Source organism: Streptomyces sp. NPDC037288 (genome assembly GCF_055603265.1).
The window spans coordinates 301314-318049 of sequence record NZ_JBVJVY010000005.1 but is presented as its reverse complement, the minus strand read 5'-3'; the positions used below and the strand labels follow the sequence as shown (position 1 = coordinate 318049).

The 16736-nt window shown below is 70.2% G+C and carries 15 protein-coding genes and 2 pseudogenes; 14 read left to right on the top strand and 3 right to left on the bottom strand.

Features of this window, described 5'->3' with window-relative positions; all coding sequences use genetic code 11:
* The 5 genes and pseudogenes from ACZ7GZ_RS08910 to ACZ7GZ_RS08890 all read left to right on the top strand — a co-directional run.
* A pseudogene (locus ACZ7GZ_RS08910) lies at positions 1 to 79 on the top strand (transposase); the annotation flags it as partial.
* A gap of 359 nt (positions 80 to 438) precedes the next feature.
* Positions 439 to 1299, top strand: a complete 861-nt coding sequence (locus ACZ7GZ_RS08905; RefSeq protein ID WP_471022219.1) for a sigma-70 family RNA polymerase sigma factor — start codon at positions 439 to 441, stop codon at positions 1297 to 1299.
* Between the two features lie 211 nt (positions 1300 to 1510).
* Positions 1511 to 1981: a carboxymuconolactone decarboxylase family protein gene (locus tag ACZ7GZ_RS08900; RefSeq protein WP_471022218.1), complete on the top strand. Its 471-nt coding sequence runs from the start codon at positions 1511 to 1513 to the stop codon at positions 1979 to 1981.
* 191 nt (positions 1982 to 2172) lie between these two features.
* A complete protein-coding gene (locus ACZ7GZ_RS08895) occupies positions 2173 to 2559 on the top strand; it encodes a DoxX family protein (protein WP_471022217.1) in 387 nt (128 codons plus the stop codon).
* A gap of 67 nt (positions 2560 to 2626) precedes the next feature.
* Positions 2627 to 3390: pseudogene (locus tag ACZ7GZ_RS08890) on the top strand (transposase family protein).
* Positions 3391 to 3547: 157 nt separating this feature from the next.
* On the opposite strand, the gene ACZ7GZ_RS08885 reads toward ACZ7GZ_RS08890, so the two are convergent.
* Complete coding sequence (locus ACZ7GZ_RS08885; RefSeq protein ID WP_471022215.1) at positions 3548 to 3856, bottom strand: hypothetical protein; 309 nt, start codon at positions 3854 to 3856, stop codon at positions 3548 to 3550.
* A 256-nt stretch (positions 3857 to 4112) separates the two neighbouring features.
* Here ACZ7GZ_RS08885 and ACZ7GZ_RS08880 point away from each other — a divergent pair, with 256 nt between their 5' ends.
* From ACZ7GZ_RS08880 to ACZ7GZ_RS08870, 3 genes are all read left to right on the top strand, one after another.
* Entirely contained in the window at positions 4113 to 4820 is a 708-nt protein-coding gene (locus tag ACZ7GZ_RS08880; protein WP_471022214.1) for a helix-turn-helix transcriptional regulator, read from the top strand.
* A 31-nt stretch (positions 4821 to 4851) separates the two neighbouring features.
* The gene (locus ACZ7GZ_RS08875) at positions 4852 to 5352 is read left to right on the top strand and encodes a DUF3291 domain-containing protein (RefSeq protein WP_471022213.1); all 501 of its coding nucleotides are present in this window, start codon (positions 4852 to 4854) and stop codon (positions 5350 to 5352) included.
* Between the two features lie 482 nt (positions 5353 to 5834).
* Positions 5835 to 6509, top strand: a complete 675-nt coding sequence (locus tag ACZ7GZ_RS08870) for a hypothetical protein (protein WP_471022211.1) — start codon at positions 5835 to 5837, stop codon at positions 6507 to 6509.
* A 184-nt stretch (positions 6510 to 6693) separates the two neighbouring features.
* Here ACZ7GZ_RS08870 and ACZ7GZ_RS08865 read toward each other — a convergent pair whose 3' ends face one another.
* On the bottom strand, positions 6694 to 7482 hold the full coding sequence (locus tag ACZ7GZ_RS08865; protein WP_471022210.1) for an amidohydrolase family protein: 789 nt from the start codon (positions 7480 to 7482) through the stop codon (positions 6694 to 6696).
* 99 nt (positions 7483 to 7581) lie between these two features.
* On the opposite strand from ACZ7GZ_RS08865, the gene ACZ7GZ_RS08860 reads away from it, so the two are divergent.
* Complete coding sequence (locus ACZ7GZ_RS08860; protein WP_471022208.1) at positions 7582 to 7938, top strand: MerR family transcriptional regulator; 357 nt, start codon at positions 7582 to 7584, stop codon at positions 7936 to 7938.
* Here the strand turns inward: ACZ7GZ_RS08860 and ACZ7GZ_RS08855 are convergent.
* Positions 7935 to 10442, bottom strand: a complete 2508-nt coding sequence (locus ACZ7GZ_RS08855) for a SpoIIE family protein phosphatase (RefSeq protein WP_471022206.1) — start codon at positions 10440 to 10442, stop codon at positions 7935 to 7937. The two genes, ACZ7GZ_RS08860 and ACZ7GZ_RS08855, sit on opposite strands and share 4 nt — an antisense overlap.
* A gap of 203 nt (positions 10443 to 10645) precedes the next feature.
* On the opposite strand from ACZ7GZ_RS08855, the gene ACZ7GZ_RS08850 reads away from it, so the two are divergent.
* The 5 genes from ACZ7GZ_RS08850 to ACZ7GZ_RS08830 all read left to right on the top strand — a co-directional run bounded on the left by ACZ7GZ_RS08850 (position 10646) and on the right by ACZ7GZ_RS08830 (position 16732).
* A complete protein-coding gene (locus tag ACZ7GZ_RS08850) occupies positions 10646 to 12265 on the top strand; it encodes an alpha/beta hydrolase (RefSeq protein WP_471022205.1) in 1620 nt (539 codons plus the stop codon).
* 151 nt (positions 12266 to 12416) lie between these two features.
* Positions 12417 to 13232 carry a DUF427 domain-containing protein gene (locus ACZ7GZ_RS08845; RefSeq protein WP_471022203.1) on the top strand — a complete coding sequence of 272 codons (816 nt, stop codon included), beginning with the start codon at positions 12417 to 12419 and terminating at the stop codon, positions 13230 to 13232.
* A 976-nt stretch (positions 13233 to 14208) separates the two neighbouring features.
* Positions 14209 to 15105 (top strand): TauD/TfdA dioxygenase family protein, encoded by an 897-nt coding sequence (locus ACZ7GZ_RS08840; RefSeq protein WP_471022200.1) that lies wholly within the window; start codon positions 14209 to 14211, stop codon positions 15103 to 15105.
* On the top strand, positions 15102 to 16004 hold the full coding sequence (locus ACZ7GZ_RS08835; protein WP_471022198.1) for an ABC transporter permease: 903 nt from the start codon (positions 15102 to 15104) through the stop codon (positions 16002 to 16004). The genes ACZ7GZ_RS08840 and ACZ7GZ_RS08835 overlap by 4 nt, the downstream gene beginning before the upstream one ends.
* The gene (locus tag ACZ7GZ_RS08830; protein ID WP_471022197.1) at positions 16001 to 16732 is read left to right on the top strand and encodes an ABC transporter ATP-binding protein; all 732 of its coding nucleotides are present in this window, start codon (positions 16001 to 16003) and stop codon (positions 16730 to 16732) included. Before ACZ7GZ_RS08835 ends, ACZ7GZ_RS08830 begins: the two co-directional genes overlap by 4 nt.
* Positions 16733 to 16736 lie beyond the last annotated feature (4 nt).

Genomic DNA, 16736 nt, shown 5'->3' with positions numbered 1-16736 from the left:
CCTGCAGTACCGGCCCCACACTCTCGACGGCTTCATAGCGGGCACCGGCCTGACCTTCGACGACCCACCCTCACCCTGACGAGCTGAAGCCAGTATCTATCCGGTTGAGGAGGCGGCAAGTCGTCGCCGGTAGTGGCTGCGGTGGGCTGTTGCTTGATGGCGTCTGCGCCGGTCTGACCAGTGCCTTAGCTTGCGCGGGAAAACGCTGGGCGGGATCAGCAGGGCGCCGAGCTGGTGGCGGATCTCCGGGACGGTCAGGTCGATGGGATCGGTGGTGCGGGTGGGTCTGTTCGGTTGTGCAGTCCTCGTCGGCGTCGCGTCGGCGGCGAGCACGGCCAGGAAGGCCGGCGCCGGTTACCTCGGAACTTCCGCGATCGTCATCACCGATGACGGAGTTCCCGCGGGGAAGGTAACAACATGACCGGATCATGCCTGGATATGGCCGTGGCCGACGCCTTCGAGGAGCAGCGGGGGCGTCTTGTGGCAGTGGCCTACCGGATGCTCGGATCGCGGGCGGACGCCGAGGACGCGGTGCAGGAGGCGTGGCTGCGGTTGGCGCGCCAGGACGCGGGCACGATCGACAACCTCACCGGCTGGCTGACCACTGTGGTGGGCCGGGTCTGCATCGACGTGCTGCGCTCGCGCAAGGCCCGGCCTGAGGCGTCGTACGACGACCGGCTGCCCGAGTTGGTGGTGATCGAGGACGGCGGCGCAGCGCCCGAGGACGACGCGCTGCTGGCCGAATCGGTCGGGCTGGCACTGCTGGTGGTGCTCGGCACCCTCCGTCCCCACGAGCGGCTGGCGTTCGTGCTCCACGACATGTTCGCGGTGCCGTTCGATGAAATCGGTCAGATCATCGGCAGGTCCACGGACGCGACCAAGATGCTCGCCAGCCGGGCCCGTCGGAAGGTACAGGGCACGGCTTATCTCACCGACGAACGGCAGCAGCAGCGCGCAGCGGTCGACGCGTTTCTCGCGGCAGCGCGGAGCGGAGACTTCGACGGGCTGCTGCGGATCCTTGACCCGGACGTGACGTGGCGCTCCTGCACCGCGCGCGGGGTGATCGTCAAGCAGGGTGCGGCTGAGGTGGCCGTAAGGGTCCAGCGCGGGGCCCGTGGCGTGGTGACTGTGCGTCCCGTCCTCGTCAATGGCAGGTCCGGGATCGTGGTGTGGGGCGCGAACGGCAAGCTGATGGGCCTGATGGCGTGCACTGTGGTCGACGGTCGGATTGTCGAGTTGCTGTCAGTGAGCGACCGGCAACGCCTCGCCTCCATGGGCCTGCCGGCACGACCCGCCTGAAACCTGTCGCTTCGGTGCGTTGTGCATGTGGACGACGGCCTGCACCGGCCTGCACCGCGTGGTGCAGGCCGTCGCCTTACTGCCGACGGTCTCGGAGCCTCTCGCAGCTCTTCATGCGGGCGGAGGTGTGCTCGACGCGAACGCGCTGTTACGTACAGGCGAACCGTCTCGTCACGTAGGTGGAACCCCACCGACGACGACGGAGATTGTCATGCAGGCTCGGCACAACTTCTACGGCACCGACCTTGGGCCGAAGTTCGCGAAGTACATCGTCTCGGCGGCCAAGGTTGTGGATGCCTCGACGCTGCCGTCGGCAACACAGGAGCTGGTGAAGATCCGCGCCAGCCAGATCAACGGCTGCGGGGGATGCCTCGACATGCACACCAAGGAGGCCTTGCACGCGGGGGAAACGCCGGTACGGCTGAACCTGGTCGCAGCGTGGCGGGAGACGATGGTCTTCACCGACGCGGAGCGGGCCGCGCTGGAACTCACCGAGCAGGGCACCCGCCTTGCCGACTCCAGTGGTGTCACCGACGAGGCGTGGGCGAACGCGGCCAAGCACTACGACGACGAGCAGCTCGCGGCCCTGGTGTCCCTGATCACCGTTATCAACGCCTTCAACCGGATGAACGTCATCACCCGACAGCGGGGCGGCGAGTACCAGCCCGGGCAGTTCGGGTGACGGGGACGATCTCGATTCAGGCGGGGGCGGGCGCCCAGGCTCGCCCGGCGCCGCCCATCGGCCCGGTGGCCGGATATCTGTGCTCATGACCGGCGGCACGGAGGTGCGGTGTCCCGGCGAGAAGGGCGGGACATCGCATGTTCGACCGCACGTTCCCGGCGAATCGCCACAACCCTCTGAGGAGAGATCTCGTGAACACCGCTCTGTGGATCGTTGCCGCAATCCTGACCGCTGTCTACCTGCTCTCCGGCTTCGGCAAGTTGTTCACGCCACAGGAGAAGATGGCCAAGATGATGGAGGCCTCGCGATGGGTCCTGGACTTCAGAGCCGGCACCCTCAAGGCCATCGGCGTAGCCGAGATCCTTGCAGCCATAGGCTTGATCCTGCCCGCTGTGCTCGACATCGCGCCAATTCTGGTGCCACTGGCGGCCCTCGGCCTGGTGTTGGTCATGAGCGGCGCCGTGGTCATGCGCATCCGCCGTCACGAACCAAGATTCGCTCTGTTGGACCTCGCCTATCTCGCCCTGGCCGCCTTCGTGGCGATCGGCCGCTTCGGACCTGAGTCCTTCACCGGCTGACCGCATGACTGCTCCAGGAGCATCAGGTGCCGTGATGCGTCATCAGTCGGCGATGTCCGAGCAGGCCATGGCCCGGATTGCGGGCCAGTTCAAGCGTGTGGAGCCGCGTGCCACGGCCCGTGCCTTCGTGCTCGGCCTGCTCTCCGGCGTCGAGCGGAAGAACTGCTGGCGGCTGGCCGAACAGTCCGGCCACGCCCGTCCCGGGCCGATGCAGCGGCTGCCGCGAACCGCCCGCTGGGACGCCTACGCGGTCCGCGACGAGGCTTCGACGCCTCCTGGGTGACCGGCGACGAAGCCCTACGGCCAAGGACCCGGACTGCGTGCCCTGCCGGAGTCCCGCCGGGCAGGCTACGTCCTGGCCGGCGCCCGCAGCACACGAGTGCGCATCGATCACGGGGACCGTCGTCCGCGCGGATGCCGCCGCCGGGCGCATACCCGCCTCGGCCTGGCACCGGCAAAGCGCCGGAGCCGGGGCGAAGGGCCCGCGCTACTACGACTGGGCCCGGATCGAGATCAGCGCCAACCGGCACCGGCACCCGGTGATCCGCCGCAACCCGACCACTGGCGAACTCGCCTTCCACCTGTGCCGGTCCCCGAGCCGAGTGCCGCTGTCCGAGCTGGTCCGGGTGGCCGGGACGAGGTGGTCCATCGAGGAGTGCTTCCAAACCGCGAAAGACCAGGTCGGAATGGTCCACTACCAGGTCCGCTACTGGACCGCATGGACCCGGCCCGCCCAAGCTACTGCACTGGTCAGACCGGCGCAGACGCCATCGAGCAACAGCCCGCCGCAGCCACTGCCGGCGACGACTTGCCGCTTCCTCAACCGGATAGATCACGAAGTCCCACTGGAGCGCCAGGCGGCCTGACCCACATCTGCGAACGCGTGGTGGCCTCGCCCAGCAGCACGGCGTCCGGCGACAGCGCTGGCTCGGTCTACGCCACCCGGCCGGTGCGCTGCTTCGTATGGCCGTGCGTGAGCACGAGCTACTCATGCCCCCAGGTGCCACTCTCCGTTGATGTCCGGCTCGATCTCGACCGTGAGGGCCGCGTCCTCGGGGCCGGCCCCTTCCTCGCCCTCCCAGACGATCGCGCGGACGTGTTTCCGGACGGCGCCACGGCGGTCCCACTCGGACACCAGGTCCGTGACGACGAGGGCGGCGACGTACTCGGCGTTCTCCTTCGGATCGTCGGTGGTGATGATCCCCCGCCAACGCTCGGGAGGGTCGCCGTAGGGGCGCCAGCCCTCGGAGCCGTGCGGCTCGTCCACCCGGTACACCCAGTCCGTCTCGGTGCTCATGAAACTGATCCTGTCACTGTGACCAGCCACGGTGCGCATGATCGGCTCCTGGCCCCTCAGCCCTGCTGGCTGGCCGCTGTCGCGAGCACGCCCTGACCCCGCGCCGCACAGCCCGGCGAGGTGCGCGCGATTCATCAGCCGGACACGTTCCCCCGGCTGTCCACCGTGGTGAGGACGTGTACGACGGTCGCGTACGGCCCGGGGGCCTGCCTCCCGCTCTTCTATCTCGAACCTGTGTTGTTCCTAGAATGGCCGGGTGGAGGACATCGACGCGATCGCGGCGTTGCAGGATCCGGTCCGGCGCCGTCTGTACGAGTACGTGGTGGCACAGGGCCGTGAGGTCGGCCGCAACGAGGCCGCCGAGGCGGCCGGGGTGGCGCGCACGCTCGCCGCGCACCACCTGGACAGGCTGACCGAGGCCGGGCTGCTGGAGAGCGGCAGCCGCCGCCTGACGGGCCGCTCGGGGCCGGGAGCGGGCCGTCCCGCCAAGGTGTACACGCGGGCGCGGGCTGAACGGGCGGTGTCATTGCCCGCCCGCGACTACCGCACCGCCGCGGAACTGCTCGCCGAGGCCGCCGAGCAGGCCGGGCTCGACGCCGGGCTCTGCGCGGCCGCGCGTCGCCGGGGCGAGGCCCTGCGCGGCTCGGCGGCGCCCTGCGGCGGCCTCGAAGAGGCCATGGCGGTGTTGGCCGCCCGCGGCTACGAACCGCACCTGGAAAGCACCGCGGGCGTCCAGGACGCCGAAGGCGCCAAGGAGGCGACCGGAGAAGCCGCGGTGGTCGTGCGTATGCGCAACTGCCCCTTCCATGCCGTCGCCGAACGCTTCCCGCCGCTCGTCTGCGGCATGAATCTCGCGCTGCTGGAGGGGCTGCTCGGCACGGACGGTCCCGTCGGCGCCCGCATGGACGCCCGGCCGGGGGAGTGCTGCGTAGTGGTCGAGAGTTCTAAAAACAATCTTGATTGACATAGAAAGGGGCCCATGCTGGGATGTGGCCATGACTGCATCCGTGCATGCCGCTCACCTCGCCCAGCTCAACGTCGCCAAGCTGCTGCACCCCCTCGACGACCCGCGCATAGCGCCGTTCGTCGAGATGCTCGACCCGGTCAACAGCGCCGCCGACGGCGCACCCGGCTTCGTGTGGCGGCTCGTGGAGGAAGGCGCGGCCGACGCCACCGCCCTGCGCCCCGCGGGCGAGGACGTGATCGTCAACCTGACGGTGTGGGAGACCCCGGAGGCGCTGTGGGACTTCACCTACCGCAGCGGGCACCTGGAGGTGATGCGGCGGCGCCGCGCATGGTTCGAACGGCATGTGGAGGCGCACCTGGTGCTCTGGTGGGTCCCCGCCGGTCACCTCCCGACCGTCGGCGAGGCCCTGGAACGGCTGGCGGAACTGCGGGCCGACGGGCCGTCCCCGCGAGCGTTCACCTTCGCCTCCTCCTACACCGCCGCGGAGGCCGCACAGCACCTTCAGACCGTGCCCCAGGGGCAGCCCTAGACGTGCCGGGGGGCCTTCCAGCAGCGCCCGGTGGCGGCCCGCACGGCGCCGCCCGGAGGCAGGGGGTGGCGGGGTCGTGCTGTGCGATGAACGGCACGCCCTGAACGGCTCCGCCCGGCCTGCAGAGGGGATGGCCTGGCCGGCTCGCGGATGGCGGTGACGGTTCCGAAGGACATCGCAGACGCCCCCGACGGCGACGACCGGCTGGAGAGTTCCCCCGCCGTTCGCCGCAGAGCATGCGAGATTTCGGCGGCTTCCCTGTCGTCGGCGCCGCCCGCTTCCAGTAAAGCCTCCCCGATGGCGGCCTTTGTCTCCGCGCCGGCGATGCGGAAGGCCGCCGTCGGCTGGGCTTTCATCAACTGTTGGTGTAGATAAGCCAGTTGTTGCGTCCTACAGATCGCAACAGGTGGTGATCGCGGTGACTCTCCAGTCGCTCTCCCCGCGATCGCCGACCCCCCTCATGCACAGCGAAAGGCACATGTATGGCGAACAACCGCAGGATGCGCCACGGCGGACGGATGCTGGCGCTCTCAGCGGCTGCCCTGGGCATGGTCGCGGCGATAGCCGGTCCGGCCTCGGCAGATGACCAGCCAACCCGGGCGCAGCTCATAGCCGACTGCGACTCGGGTCAGGGGAAGTGCACCTTCAACGACCCCGAGTTGGGCCAGGCGTATCTCGGCAGCTTCCACCGGGTCTCCGACTCGCTCTACAACTGCAGCACCTCGCCTGCCGCCCAGTCGATGACCTGGTCCGACACGGTCGGTTCCACGGACTCGGCGGGCGTGTCCGTGACCGCGGGCGGCAAGATAGCGGGCATCATCGACCTCAGCGTGACGGCGACCTACAGCCACACCTGGTCGAGCACCCACTCGGAGACCAGCTCCGTCAACATGACGGTGAAACCCGGTGAGGTCGGCTGGATCTCCCGCGCGCAGGTCATGCAGACCGTCTCCGGCACCTGGCAGACCCATTACGACGACCGGAAGTGGGGACACTACTTCTGGTTCGTCCCCGACGTCGTCACGGGGCCTGCCCCGAACGGGACGGACGGCCAGAGCAACGCGGTGGTCGTCAAGTCCAGGAAGATGACGGCTGACGAGAAGCGGTCCTGTGCCGGACGCTCCGGCAGGGCCAAGACGTTCGTCGTCCGAAGCTGATCCCCCGATAGCGCGCCTGGCTGCCTCGCGGACCGTATCCCCGTGAGGCAGCCGGGACAGCTCAGCAGGGCGGTCAGCGCGAGTGGCCGCGGTCCCACGAGGGGCTCGCAGGGGGCAGGTCGGAGTCCGCGGGGCTCGCCGTGTGAAGCGCCCGAACCGTCGGGACCGGGGGCTTGGGCCTGCATCAGCCGAGCCCGGCCAACTCGGCGATCGTCCCGCCGAGCACCCGGTCGCGTACCTCTCCCGGGCTGGTGACCCGCTCCACCATCGTCCGGGCGAGGACCGGGTCGCCGTACGGCGCGTCCGATCCGAACAGGGTCCGGTCCGGAATCTCCTTGATGGCCAGCCGGACCGCGAAGACGATGCTGGCCGTGGACAGTTCCAGGTACATGCTCGGGGTGTCCCTCACCAGCTCGACAGCCTGCATCCAGTTCAGCCCTCCGAGCTGGCTGACCACCAGCGGAACTGTCGGATACCGGCCGGCGAGCGCCGACATCTTCGTCAGATCGTCCGCCGTGGTCGGAGCGAATCCGTGCACGACCACGGGCAGCCCACCGTGGTCCGCCGCCGCCTGGAGTACTGGTTCGATCACCTCCGCCCGGCCCGGCGGCGGTGTCAGCTCGCCGATTCCGCGCAGCCCACGCCCGACGACCTCGCGTTCCACGGTCGCGGCAGTCTGCTCCGGCTCCAGGTCCAGCGGCACGGACAGGAAGCCGATGAACCGCTGCGGCTGTGCGGCGAGCGCGGCGTCCAGCTCCCTCCACGCTCTGCGATACCCCTCAACGCCGCCGGCGCGACCCCCGACGGCCTGGTCGAGGATCGCCATCTCCCGGCGCAGCGAGGTGAGGTCACCGGCCCGTTCCGGGTGTGGGCGGGTTGCGAACAGCACGGCGCGGTCCACCCCGGCTTCGTCCAGCAGCCCGACATGTGCCTCGACGGGGTCGTGGACGTGGCTGTGCGCATCGATGATCAATGACTCGCTCCCTCCTTGGCGATCGGCCCGGAATGCGGCCGACCAGTGCACTGTTGCTCCCTGACACCATGGGAAGGTCAAGCCGAGGGGAGCCGGTCGGTGCTGATCGGGGAGCTGTCGCGTCGTACCGGAGTCAGTGAGCGCCTGCTGCGCTACTACGAGCGGATGGAGCTGATCAGCTCAGAGCGCCGCGCCAACGGCTATCGCGAGTACGACGACCAGACGGTGGGGACGGTGCGGCGCATACGCGCTCTGCTGGCCGCCGGCTTGCCCACCCGCATCATCCGCCAGGTCCTGCCCTGCACCTTCGACGAGGTGACGGTGCGCCCCTGTCCCGGCGTCCTCGCCAGCCTCCGCGGCCAGTTGAACGTCCTTGACCAGCGTTCCGCCGATCTGGAGACCGCGCGCCGCCTCCTGCGCCAGACGATCGCCGCCACCGAGAACGCGGCAAGCTAAGCAGGGGTGTACTGGGTCAGGAGCAGAGCGATGTCGTCCGTCCGGTTTGCGGCACGGGTCGCGTTGCCCAGGACGGTGTCGGCCAGGTCGTCCAGGGACTGGGCGGCGGCGTGGCCCAGTTGGGTGCGCAGGCGGTCGATGCCGACGCTGATGTCGGCATCGCGGGACTCGACCAGGCCGTCGGTGTAGAGGGCGAGGATGCATCCGGGTGACAGGGGCACCTGGGACTGCGGGTACTCGGTCGTGGGGTCGATGCCCAGGAGCGGACCGCCGGGCACCTCAAGGATCTCGGTGGCGCCACCGTGCCGGTGCAGCAGGGGCGGACAGTGGCCGGCACGGACCAGATCGGCGACGGCGGCATCGGCGTCGAACCGGACGTAGCAGCAGCTGGCGAGCTGGTCCGGGTCGAGGTCGAGGAGCAGCCGGTTCAGGCTGGTCATCACCTCGGCGGGCTGTTGGCCCGCGGCCGCGAAGGCTCGGGCGGCGCTGCGCAGCTGGCCCATGGTGGCCGCGGCGGCGGGGTTGTGGCCCTCGACGTCGCCGACGACGAGGACGATGCCGTGGGCGGTGGGGATCGCGTCGTACCAGTCGCCGCCGATGTCCATCCACGCGGTGGCGGGCAGGTAGCGGCCGGCGATCCGTACGCCGGACACGGTCGGCAGTCGATGGGGGAGCAGTGCGTTCTGCAGTCCCCGGGCAAGGGCGTTCTCGTGGTCGTAGAGCCGGGCCCGTTCCAGTGCCTGGGCGATCAGTCCGCTGAGCGCGGTCAGCAGGCTGCGTTCCTCGGCGGGGAAGGGATGCGGCTCGTCGAAGCCGAGCACGCAGACTCCCGCCGGCCGGTTGGAGGCGATCAGCGGCAGGAACACCAGGGAACGGGAGGCGGTCTCCAGCCCCGGGTAGGCCCTCGAAAGCTCTTGGGGTGTCGCCAGGAACAGCGGGACGCCGCCGGCCAGGGCTCCGCTCACCGGGCTCCACGCCCGCTGCAGCGTCGTGCCCTCGAACCGGTCCAGGAACCCGTCGTGGTAGCCGCGCTGCAGCAGCAGACGCAGGCGCCGCTCACGTATCGCATAGATGGCCATACGGTGTCCGCCGAAGGCGGGCAGCAGTTGGTCCGCGACCACGCGGCAGACGTCGCGTGCCGTGACCGCCTCGGTCAGCGCGCTGCTCAACTCCAGGACGCGGTACAGCGCGCCGGGCCGTGTCGGCACGGGGGGGTCGCGGTTCGGGGCGGGCACCGCCGCGTCGGCGGCTTCGGCCCCGGACTCCGGGTCGGCGGGGGCGGGGTGCGCGGCCGGGGTCACCCATCCGGTCATGCCCCGGGCATCGGGACGAAGGCAGAACTCCAGCCATCCTTCCGGGCCGCGGGCGAGGAAGGAAACGGGCTGCTGGGCGATCCGGGCCGCGCGGAAGCGGTCCTCGAAGCCCGGGTCGGCCAGGAACGGCATCACTTCGTAGGGGTGCCGGCCCACCAGATCGCCACGGCGCACGTGGACCAACCGCACCAGGCGGTGGTTGGCGTAGGAGATCCGCCCGTCCCGGTCGAGCGCGAAGAACCCGTCTCCGAGCTGCTCCAGCGCCGCGACGGCGGCCATCCCGGTGCCCAGGTCCAGGACTCCGCCCACCAGGTGCGTCCGTGACGCTGCCGGTTCGTCGGCGGTGCCGGCCAGCCGGCCCCACAATTCGACGGTACGCAGCCCGCCCCCGGGCTCCGGAACGCGTACGCAGCGGGCCAGCACGCGGCCCTCCTTCACCGCGGCGCGGGCGGCGGCCCGGAACGCGGCACGGTCGGCCGGATGCACCCGGGCCGCCAGCGTGACCGCCCGGCCGTCGTACTCCTGTGGGGTCAGCCCGAAGACGGCGCACGTCACGGCGTCCGCCTCCAGGGTTCCCCTGGCCACGTCCCAGTCGAACAGGCCCACCCGCACTGCCGGGGCGGCCGGAACCGCCACCTCCACCGGTGCCTTTACCACCTCGCGCGCGGGGTCGGCGCCGCGGACGCGCAGCCGCGCCACCGAGGTGCCGAGACGGGCGGCGGTGGTGCGCAGATGCCGCCGCTGAGCCTTGGACAGTCCCTGCCCGTCGGGCCGGGCCGCCCACACCACGGCAAGCGCCCCCAGGATCTCCCGGTCGGCCGCCACCGGCACGGAGGCCGAGCCGAACGGATAGGGCACGGCCACGGCGAGCTGGGGAAAGCGCCGCATGGTCGCCTCTGCATCGGCCAGATGCACCATCCGTCCCACGCGGTACGCCTCGGCCACCGGAATGGCGCTGCTGACCGGAATGCGCCGCCAACCACCGAGCAACGAGGGCGGCATCCCCGCCGCCGCAGCAAGCACCAGTGTCCTGCCGTCGTCCGAGGCCAGGAACACGCTGCCGGCATGCGCCCCGGTCACCTCGACCGCCCGCAGCACCCCGTCGACCAGCGCATCGTCCCACTCCGCCGCCCCTTCGGCGCCCGCAGCGCCGAAAGGCAGGGCACCCGAGCTGCCACCGGTGGACGTCATACGGACTCCCGATCACCGACCCCGTGGGGCGGCCGTTACCGGACTTGTCCATTCTCATACGGCCGGCATCGGGGCGAAACCTCCGCCGCCCCCGGCGAACGGGCCGCACGGCCGGATCGCCCCACGTGCCTGGTGAGTCACAGTTGCGCAAAGCCCATACCCGAGGATGGTATGTGATATTGCACATGCCACATGATGCCTCCATGACAAGAGTGAGAGCGCTGTTATCGGTCGTCGCCGCCCTCGGTGGAGTCTGTGCGGGTATGACGCCTGCTTCCGCCTCATTGGCCACGCCAGGGGCCGCGCCAGGGGGCACCGGTCAAGGGAACCTCGCCTGGCGCTCCTGCAACGACGCGACCACTCCCGTGCTGCAGTGCGCCATGCTCGAAGTGCCGCTGGACTACGCGCACCCGAACGGCACCAAGATCAAGATCAAGGTGAACCGGCTCCCGGCCACAGCACCCAAGAGCAAACGGCAGGGTCCCATCCTTCTGAACCCCGGCGGTCCCGGCGACTCCGGCCTGTGGATGCCCGCCTACATCTCCGCGAAGATCCCCCAGGACGTCGCATCGACCTACGACTGGATCGGCTTCGACCCGCGCGGCACCAACGCCAGCGAACCCCACGTCACCTGCGACGCACACTTCTTCGACGCCGAGCGCCCGGACTACCAGGTCAGCCAGGGCACGTCGCGGGCATGGCTGGAGAAGTCCGCCGGGTACGCCGCCGACTGCGCCGCGAACTGGAGCCGGTTCCTGCCGCACATGACCACCGTCGACAACGCGCGCGACATGGACGGCATCCGGCGGGCGCTCGGCGCCCAGAAGATCAACTTCTATGGCGGCTCGTGGGGCACCTCGCTCGGCTCGACGTACGGCCAGCTCTTCCCCTCGCACGTGCGCCGGATGGTGCTGGACAGCATCGTCGGCCCGACCATCAGCTGGTACGACCACAACATCCTGCAGGACAAGGAGCACCAGCGCCGATTCGACGCCTTCGCGGCGTGGACCGCCAAGGCCGACTCGGTCTACCACCTGGGCACTGACGCCGCCACCGTGGAGCAGAAGTACCACCAGGTCGAGGCCGCGTTGCGGACCACCCCGGTGCCCGCCGCCCCGGCCCCCGGCAAGATAGGCCCCGCAGAGTTCGAAGACACCTTCTACGGCGGCGGCTACAACTTCCTGCGCTGGCCGCAGATGGCAACCGCGCTGTCGGCCTACCTCACCAAGAACGACACCCGCCCGCTGCGGACCGCCTACAACCGCTACGCGGCCCCGGGTGCCGACGACGGCACCTTCCCGGCGTACAACGCGGTCCAGTGCACCGAGAACGACTGGCCGCGCGACTGGGAGTTCTGGAAGAGGGACCAGGCCAAGGTCAACGCCGTCGCGCCGTTCTACACCTACAACAACATGTGGTACAACGCCGCCTGCATGTTCTGGCCCTACCAGGGCAACCCGGCCGGCCGACTGAAGATCACCGGCAAGGGCCTGCCGCCCGTCCTGCTCTTCCAGGCCACCGAGGACGCCGCCACTCCCTACCCGGGTGCCCTCGCCATGCACAAGGCACTGCGCGGATCACAACTCGTCGTCCAGAACGGCGGCAGCTTCCACGAGATCCTCTTCCACGGCAACGCCTGCCTGGACGACACCTTCACCGCCTACCTGCGAGACGGCCGCCTGCCCACCGGCAAAGGCGTCATCGCCAAGACCTGCGCACCCGAACCCGACCCCTCCCCGGTCTACGTGACCCCGCCCCCCGCCGCCGTGAAACCCGAGCCCCTGCCGGCCACAGACCCCCAAGCCATCCACGGCATCAGGTGACGCGACGCAACTCTCATCGACCTCTCCGGAAGGAACAACCCGGAGGAGTCCCTGAGAGTGTTCGGCCGCCCCCAGCAGCTTGCGGCATGGTGGGAGAAGCGCCCCCACGTCGCCGAAGTCTCCGCGTGAGCAAGCCGAAGGAGAGCCGCTCATGACCACACCACCCACGCTGCAAGCCGTGCGGAGCACCCCCGAGGGCCTTCTGTGGGAGCCCAGTGAACGCTGGGTGCGCGGCCGCAAGGGCGAGGTCACGGTCGTCGACAGTCGGCACCCGGTTCTGGTCTGGGAGCCGGGCGTCCCCGTTCCGCTGTACGCCTTCCCCCGCGCGGAGGTGCGCGAGGAGCTGCTGCGCCCCGCGAAGAACCCGCCGGCGGACCGGCACACCGGCTCGCGGATCTTCTACGACCTCGACATCGACGGTGAGCTGCTGGAGAACGCCGCCTGGACGTTCCCGTCCGCCGACCTGGCCGGCCACATCGCCTTCGAGTGGTTCCGGCGGGTCGGCCGGGGCCTGGACCACTGGTACGAGGAGGAGGAAGAGATCTTCATCCATCCCCGCGACCCGCACAAGAGGGTGGACGCCATTCCCAGCAGCCGTCGTGTCCAGGTCTCGGTCGAGGGCACGGTCGTCGCCGACACCCACCGCCCGGTCCTGCTCTTCGAGACCGGCCTGCCCACGCGTTACTACGTTCCACGCGAGGACGTCCGTCTCGACCTGCTCGAACCCACCGGCCACCACACCGGCTGCCCCTACAAGGGCACCGCCGAGTACTGGTCGTGGCGCGGCGCGGCCGAGGTGCCGCCCAACCTCGTCTGGAGCTACCCGGACCCGCTGCCCGCGGTCGGACCGATCAAGGGGCTGCTCGCCTTCTACAACGAGGCGGTCGACATCACCGTCGACGGCGAGCGCGTGGAGCGTCCCGTCACCCACTTCACCAAGACGCTCTCCGAGCAACCGCGCACATGACGAGAGACGACCTCCGCACACCCGCCGGAGACCGAGCGCGCGGCGCCCGCGCCGCGGCCGGGGGCGGACCGGTGGGCGAGGGGCTCGCGCAGCCCGAGGTGCTCGCGCAGGGAGTCCCACAGAGACGCACCGCCGCCACGCCGTCGCGGACTCCCGGGCCCGCGCGGCAGCGTCGGCGATCAGCGGGCGCCCCCAGGCGCGGGCCGCCTCGGGACGCTCCTGCTCCGACACCACACACCCGGCGCGGCCGATGGAGATGTGGTCGTCGGGGGCCGGACGCCGACCTGGCGTCGCGATGAGCGCTGGCGGCATCGGTGATCCTCTGCCCGGCCGGCCACACGGCGGCGTGCCGGTCCCCGTAGCGGGCTACCGGCTGTGGGCACATCTCGCCGCCGTCATGCCCCGATGCTGACAAGCACCGCAGACCCGGTCAATGGACCAGCGTTACGGGGGCATGGCGGCTCTGTGAAGGGTACGCCCGGAACCGGGGGAGAGGGGCTCCGGGACGCTCCGGCCATCGTGTCCGCAATGCAAGACCCGTCGGGGAAGTCCTTGACCGGCGGACGGACCTCTGCTGAACTCCGGTCCCATGAACCCGCGCGTGGACCTCACTCGGCGGCGCCACATCGATCTGGCGCACGTCTCCAGCGCGTTCTGTTGTCGTTGAAGCGGCATGTCGTCATGCGGCGCCGCGCTGTGGGGCCGTCGTAGCCATCTCCTGAACGACACCTTCGAGCGGCTCTTCTCCACGTCTCCATGACGCGACGTGTCAGCGGACCGGCCGGAGCCGTACCTGCCTACCGGTGGCCTGACCCGCATCAGGCGTGCTGAGCGCAGTCGTTCCGTCCCTCTCGTACGTCGACCCGAACGACCACCGCATCCGTGGTGGGCCGGCCGCGCGAGTCGCCCCTTCACTCTCAACTCTTCGCCCCCCAGCACCCTGTGGTGCGCCCGCCTCCTCGAGAAGGACCTCCGCATGCCCCCGTCCATCCGCAAGCTGACCGGCCGCACCGGCGCGGTCGTCGAGGGCGTCGACCTCGCGGCGCCGCCCGACCCCTCGACGGTCACGACGCTCCGCCACGCCCTCAACGAACACAAGGCCGTCGTCTTCGACCAGGTGAACCTCGACAACGCGGGCCAGGAGCGCGTGGCCGCGTGGTTCGGCGAACTCACCACCGCCCACCCGAACGTGCCGGCCGCCGACGGCACGACGAACGTTCTCGCCGTCGACAGCGAGACATCCAAGGCCGACGAGTGGCACACGGACGTCACCTTCGTGGTCAACCCGCCGCAGCTCACCACGCTCCGGTCGCTCGTGATCCCGCCGTACGGCGGCGAGACGCTCATCGCGAACGCCGCCGCGGCCTACCGCGACCTGCCCCAAGCGCTGCGTGTCCTCGCGGACTCGCTGCGCGCCGTGCACACCAACCAGTACGACTACGCCCGCCCTTCGGCCACGACGGCACAACGGCAGGAGTACGACCGGGCCTTCGTCTCGACGCCCTACGAGGCCGAGCACCCGGTCGTGCGCGTGCATCCGCTGACGGGTGAACGCGGCCTGTTCATCGGCGGGTTCGCCCAGCGGATCGTCGGCCTGTCGAGCAGCGACTCGACCGATCTGCTGCGCATCCTGCAGTCGTACGTGACGCGCCCGGAGAACATCCTGCGCTGGTCCTGGAAGCCCGGCCAGCTGCTGATCTTCGACAACCGGATCACCCAGCACTACGGGGTGGACAACTACGACGACCACCCGCGGCGCCTGAACCGGGTGACGGTCGCCGGAGAGGTGCCGGTGGGCGTCGACGGCCGCCGCAGCCGGCAACTCGCCGGCGAGGCATCGCACTACACCGGGGTCCTGGAGGCGGTCGCATGACCGAGATCCGCCTCACGGCACCGGCCGTCGCCAAGACCGCCGACGCCGCCGACACCGAGCCGGCGGGCGTGCGGGAACGTGAGGTCTTCCTGCCACGCGATGCCCGCCTCCGGACACCGTTCAGCACGCTCCGCGACCGCCTCCGCTGGCCGCTCGGGATCTATACGACCCCGGTCGTGATCCTGGTCGCCTGGGAGGTGCTCGCCAGGGCCGGTGTGCTGGCGAAGGCCTACGCCCCGGCGCCGACCTCCATCGTGAAGTCCGCCGCCGATCTGTGGCAACAGGGTGTACTGGGCCCGGACCTGGCCATCTCACTGCAACGGGCCGGGATCGGTCTCCTGATCGGTCTGACCGTGGGCATCGCCACCGGAGTGCTCGGCGGTCTGCTGCGCAGCGGCGAGTACCTGTTCAACGGACTCGTGCAGGTCCTCAACACGATCCCGCTGCTGGCGGTGCTGCCGCTGATGATCGTGTGGTTCGGCATCGACGAGCTCACCAAGGTCGTGCTGGTCTCGTTCGGCGCCGGCGTCCCGATGTACCTCAACCTGTTCGCCGCCATCCGGGGCGTCGACCAGCGTCTGATCGAGATGGCGCGCACGACGGGCGCCGGTACCTGGCGCCTGGTGACGCGGGTGCTGGTACCGGGAGCCCTGCCGGGTTTCCTGGTCGGGCTCCGGTTCTCCCTCGCGTACAGCGTGCTGGGTCTCGTCGCCGCCGAAACGGTCAACGCCGACAAGGGACTTGGCTTCCTCATCACTCAGGGGCAGACCTATCTGCAGACCAACCAGGTCTTCGTGGGACTGGTGATCTACTCGCTCCTCGGCCTGCTCGCCGATCAGTTCGTCCGGATTCTCGAGCGGGTGCTGCTGCGGTGGCGTCCCGGTTATGAGGCGTCATGAGCAGCGCAGTGGCGACGCGGGCCGGTCGGCGGACCGGGGTCGCCGTCGAGCAGGTGGTCCGTCGCTTCGGCGACCGGGTGGTGCTCGACCACCTCGACCTCACCATCGGCGACGAGGAGTTGGTGATCCTGCTCGGCCCCTCGGGCTGCGGCAAGAGCACCCTTCTGCGTCTGCTCGCCGGACTGGACCGGCCCGACGGAGGGCGGGTGGAGGTCCCGGTGAAGCGAGCGATCGTGTTCCAGGCCGCCCGGCTGCTGCCGTGGCAGCGGGTACTGCGCAACGTCACGCTCGGCCTGTACGGGGCCGACGCGGAACAGCGGGCCCGCGACGTGCTCGCCGAGGTCGGACTCGCGGGCCGCGAGAAGGCATGGCCCAAGGAACTCTCCGGCGGTGAGGCCCAGCGGGTGTCACTCGCGCGGGCACTGGTCTCGGAGCCCGAACTCGTGTTGCTCGACGAGCCGTTCGCGGCCCTCGACGCGATCACCCGGCTGCGCATGCACGACCTCGTACGGGCGCTGCGGACCCGGCACCACGCCGCCATGCTGCTCGTCACCCACGACGTCGACGAGGCGATCGCCCTGGCGGACCGCATCGTCGTCATGAGCAACGGCCGCATCGGAACCTCGCACGAGGTCCACCTCTCCGCCGCGGACCGCGAAGCGAGCGTCGCGCGTGAGGAACTCCGCGCCCGGCTCCTGGCGGACCTCGGCCTCGCCGGCCAGCACTGACCTG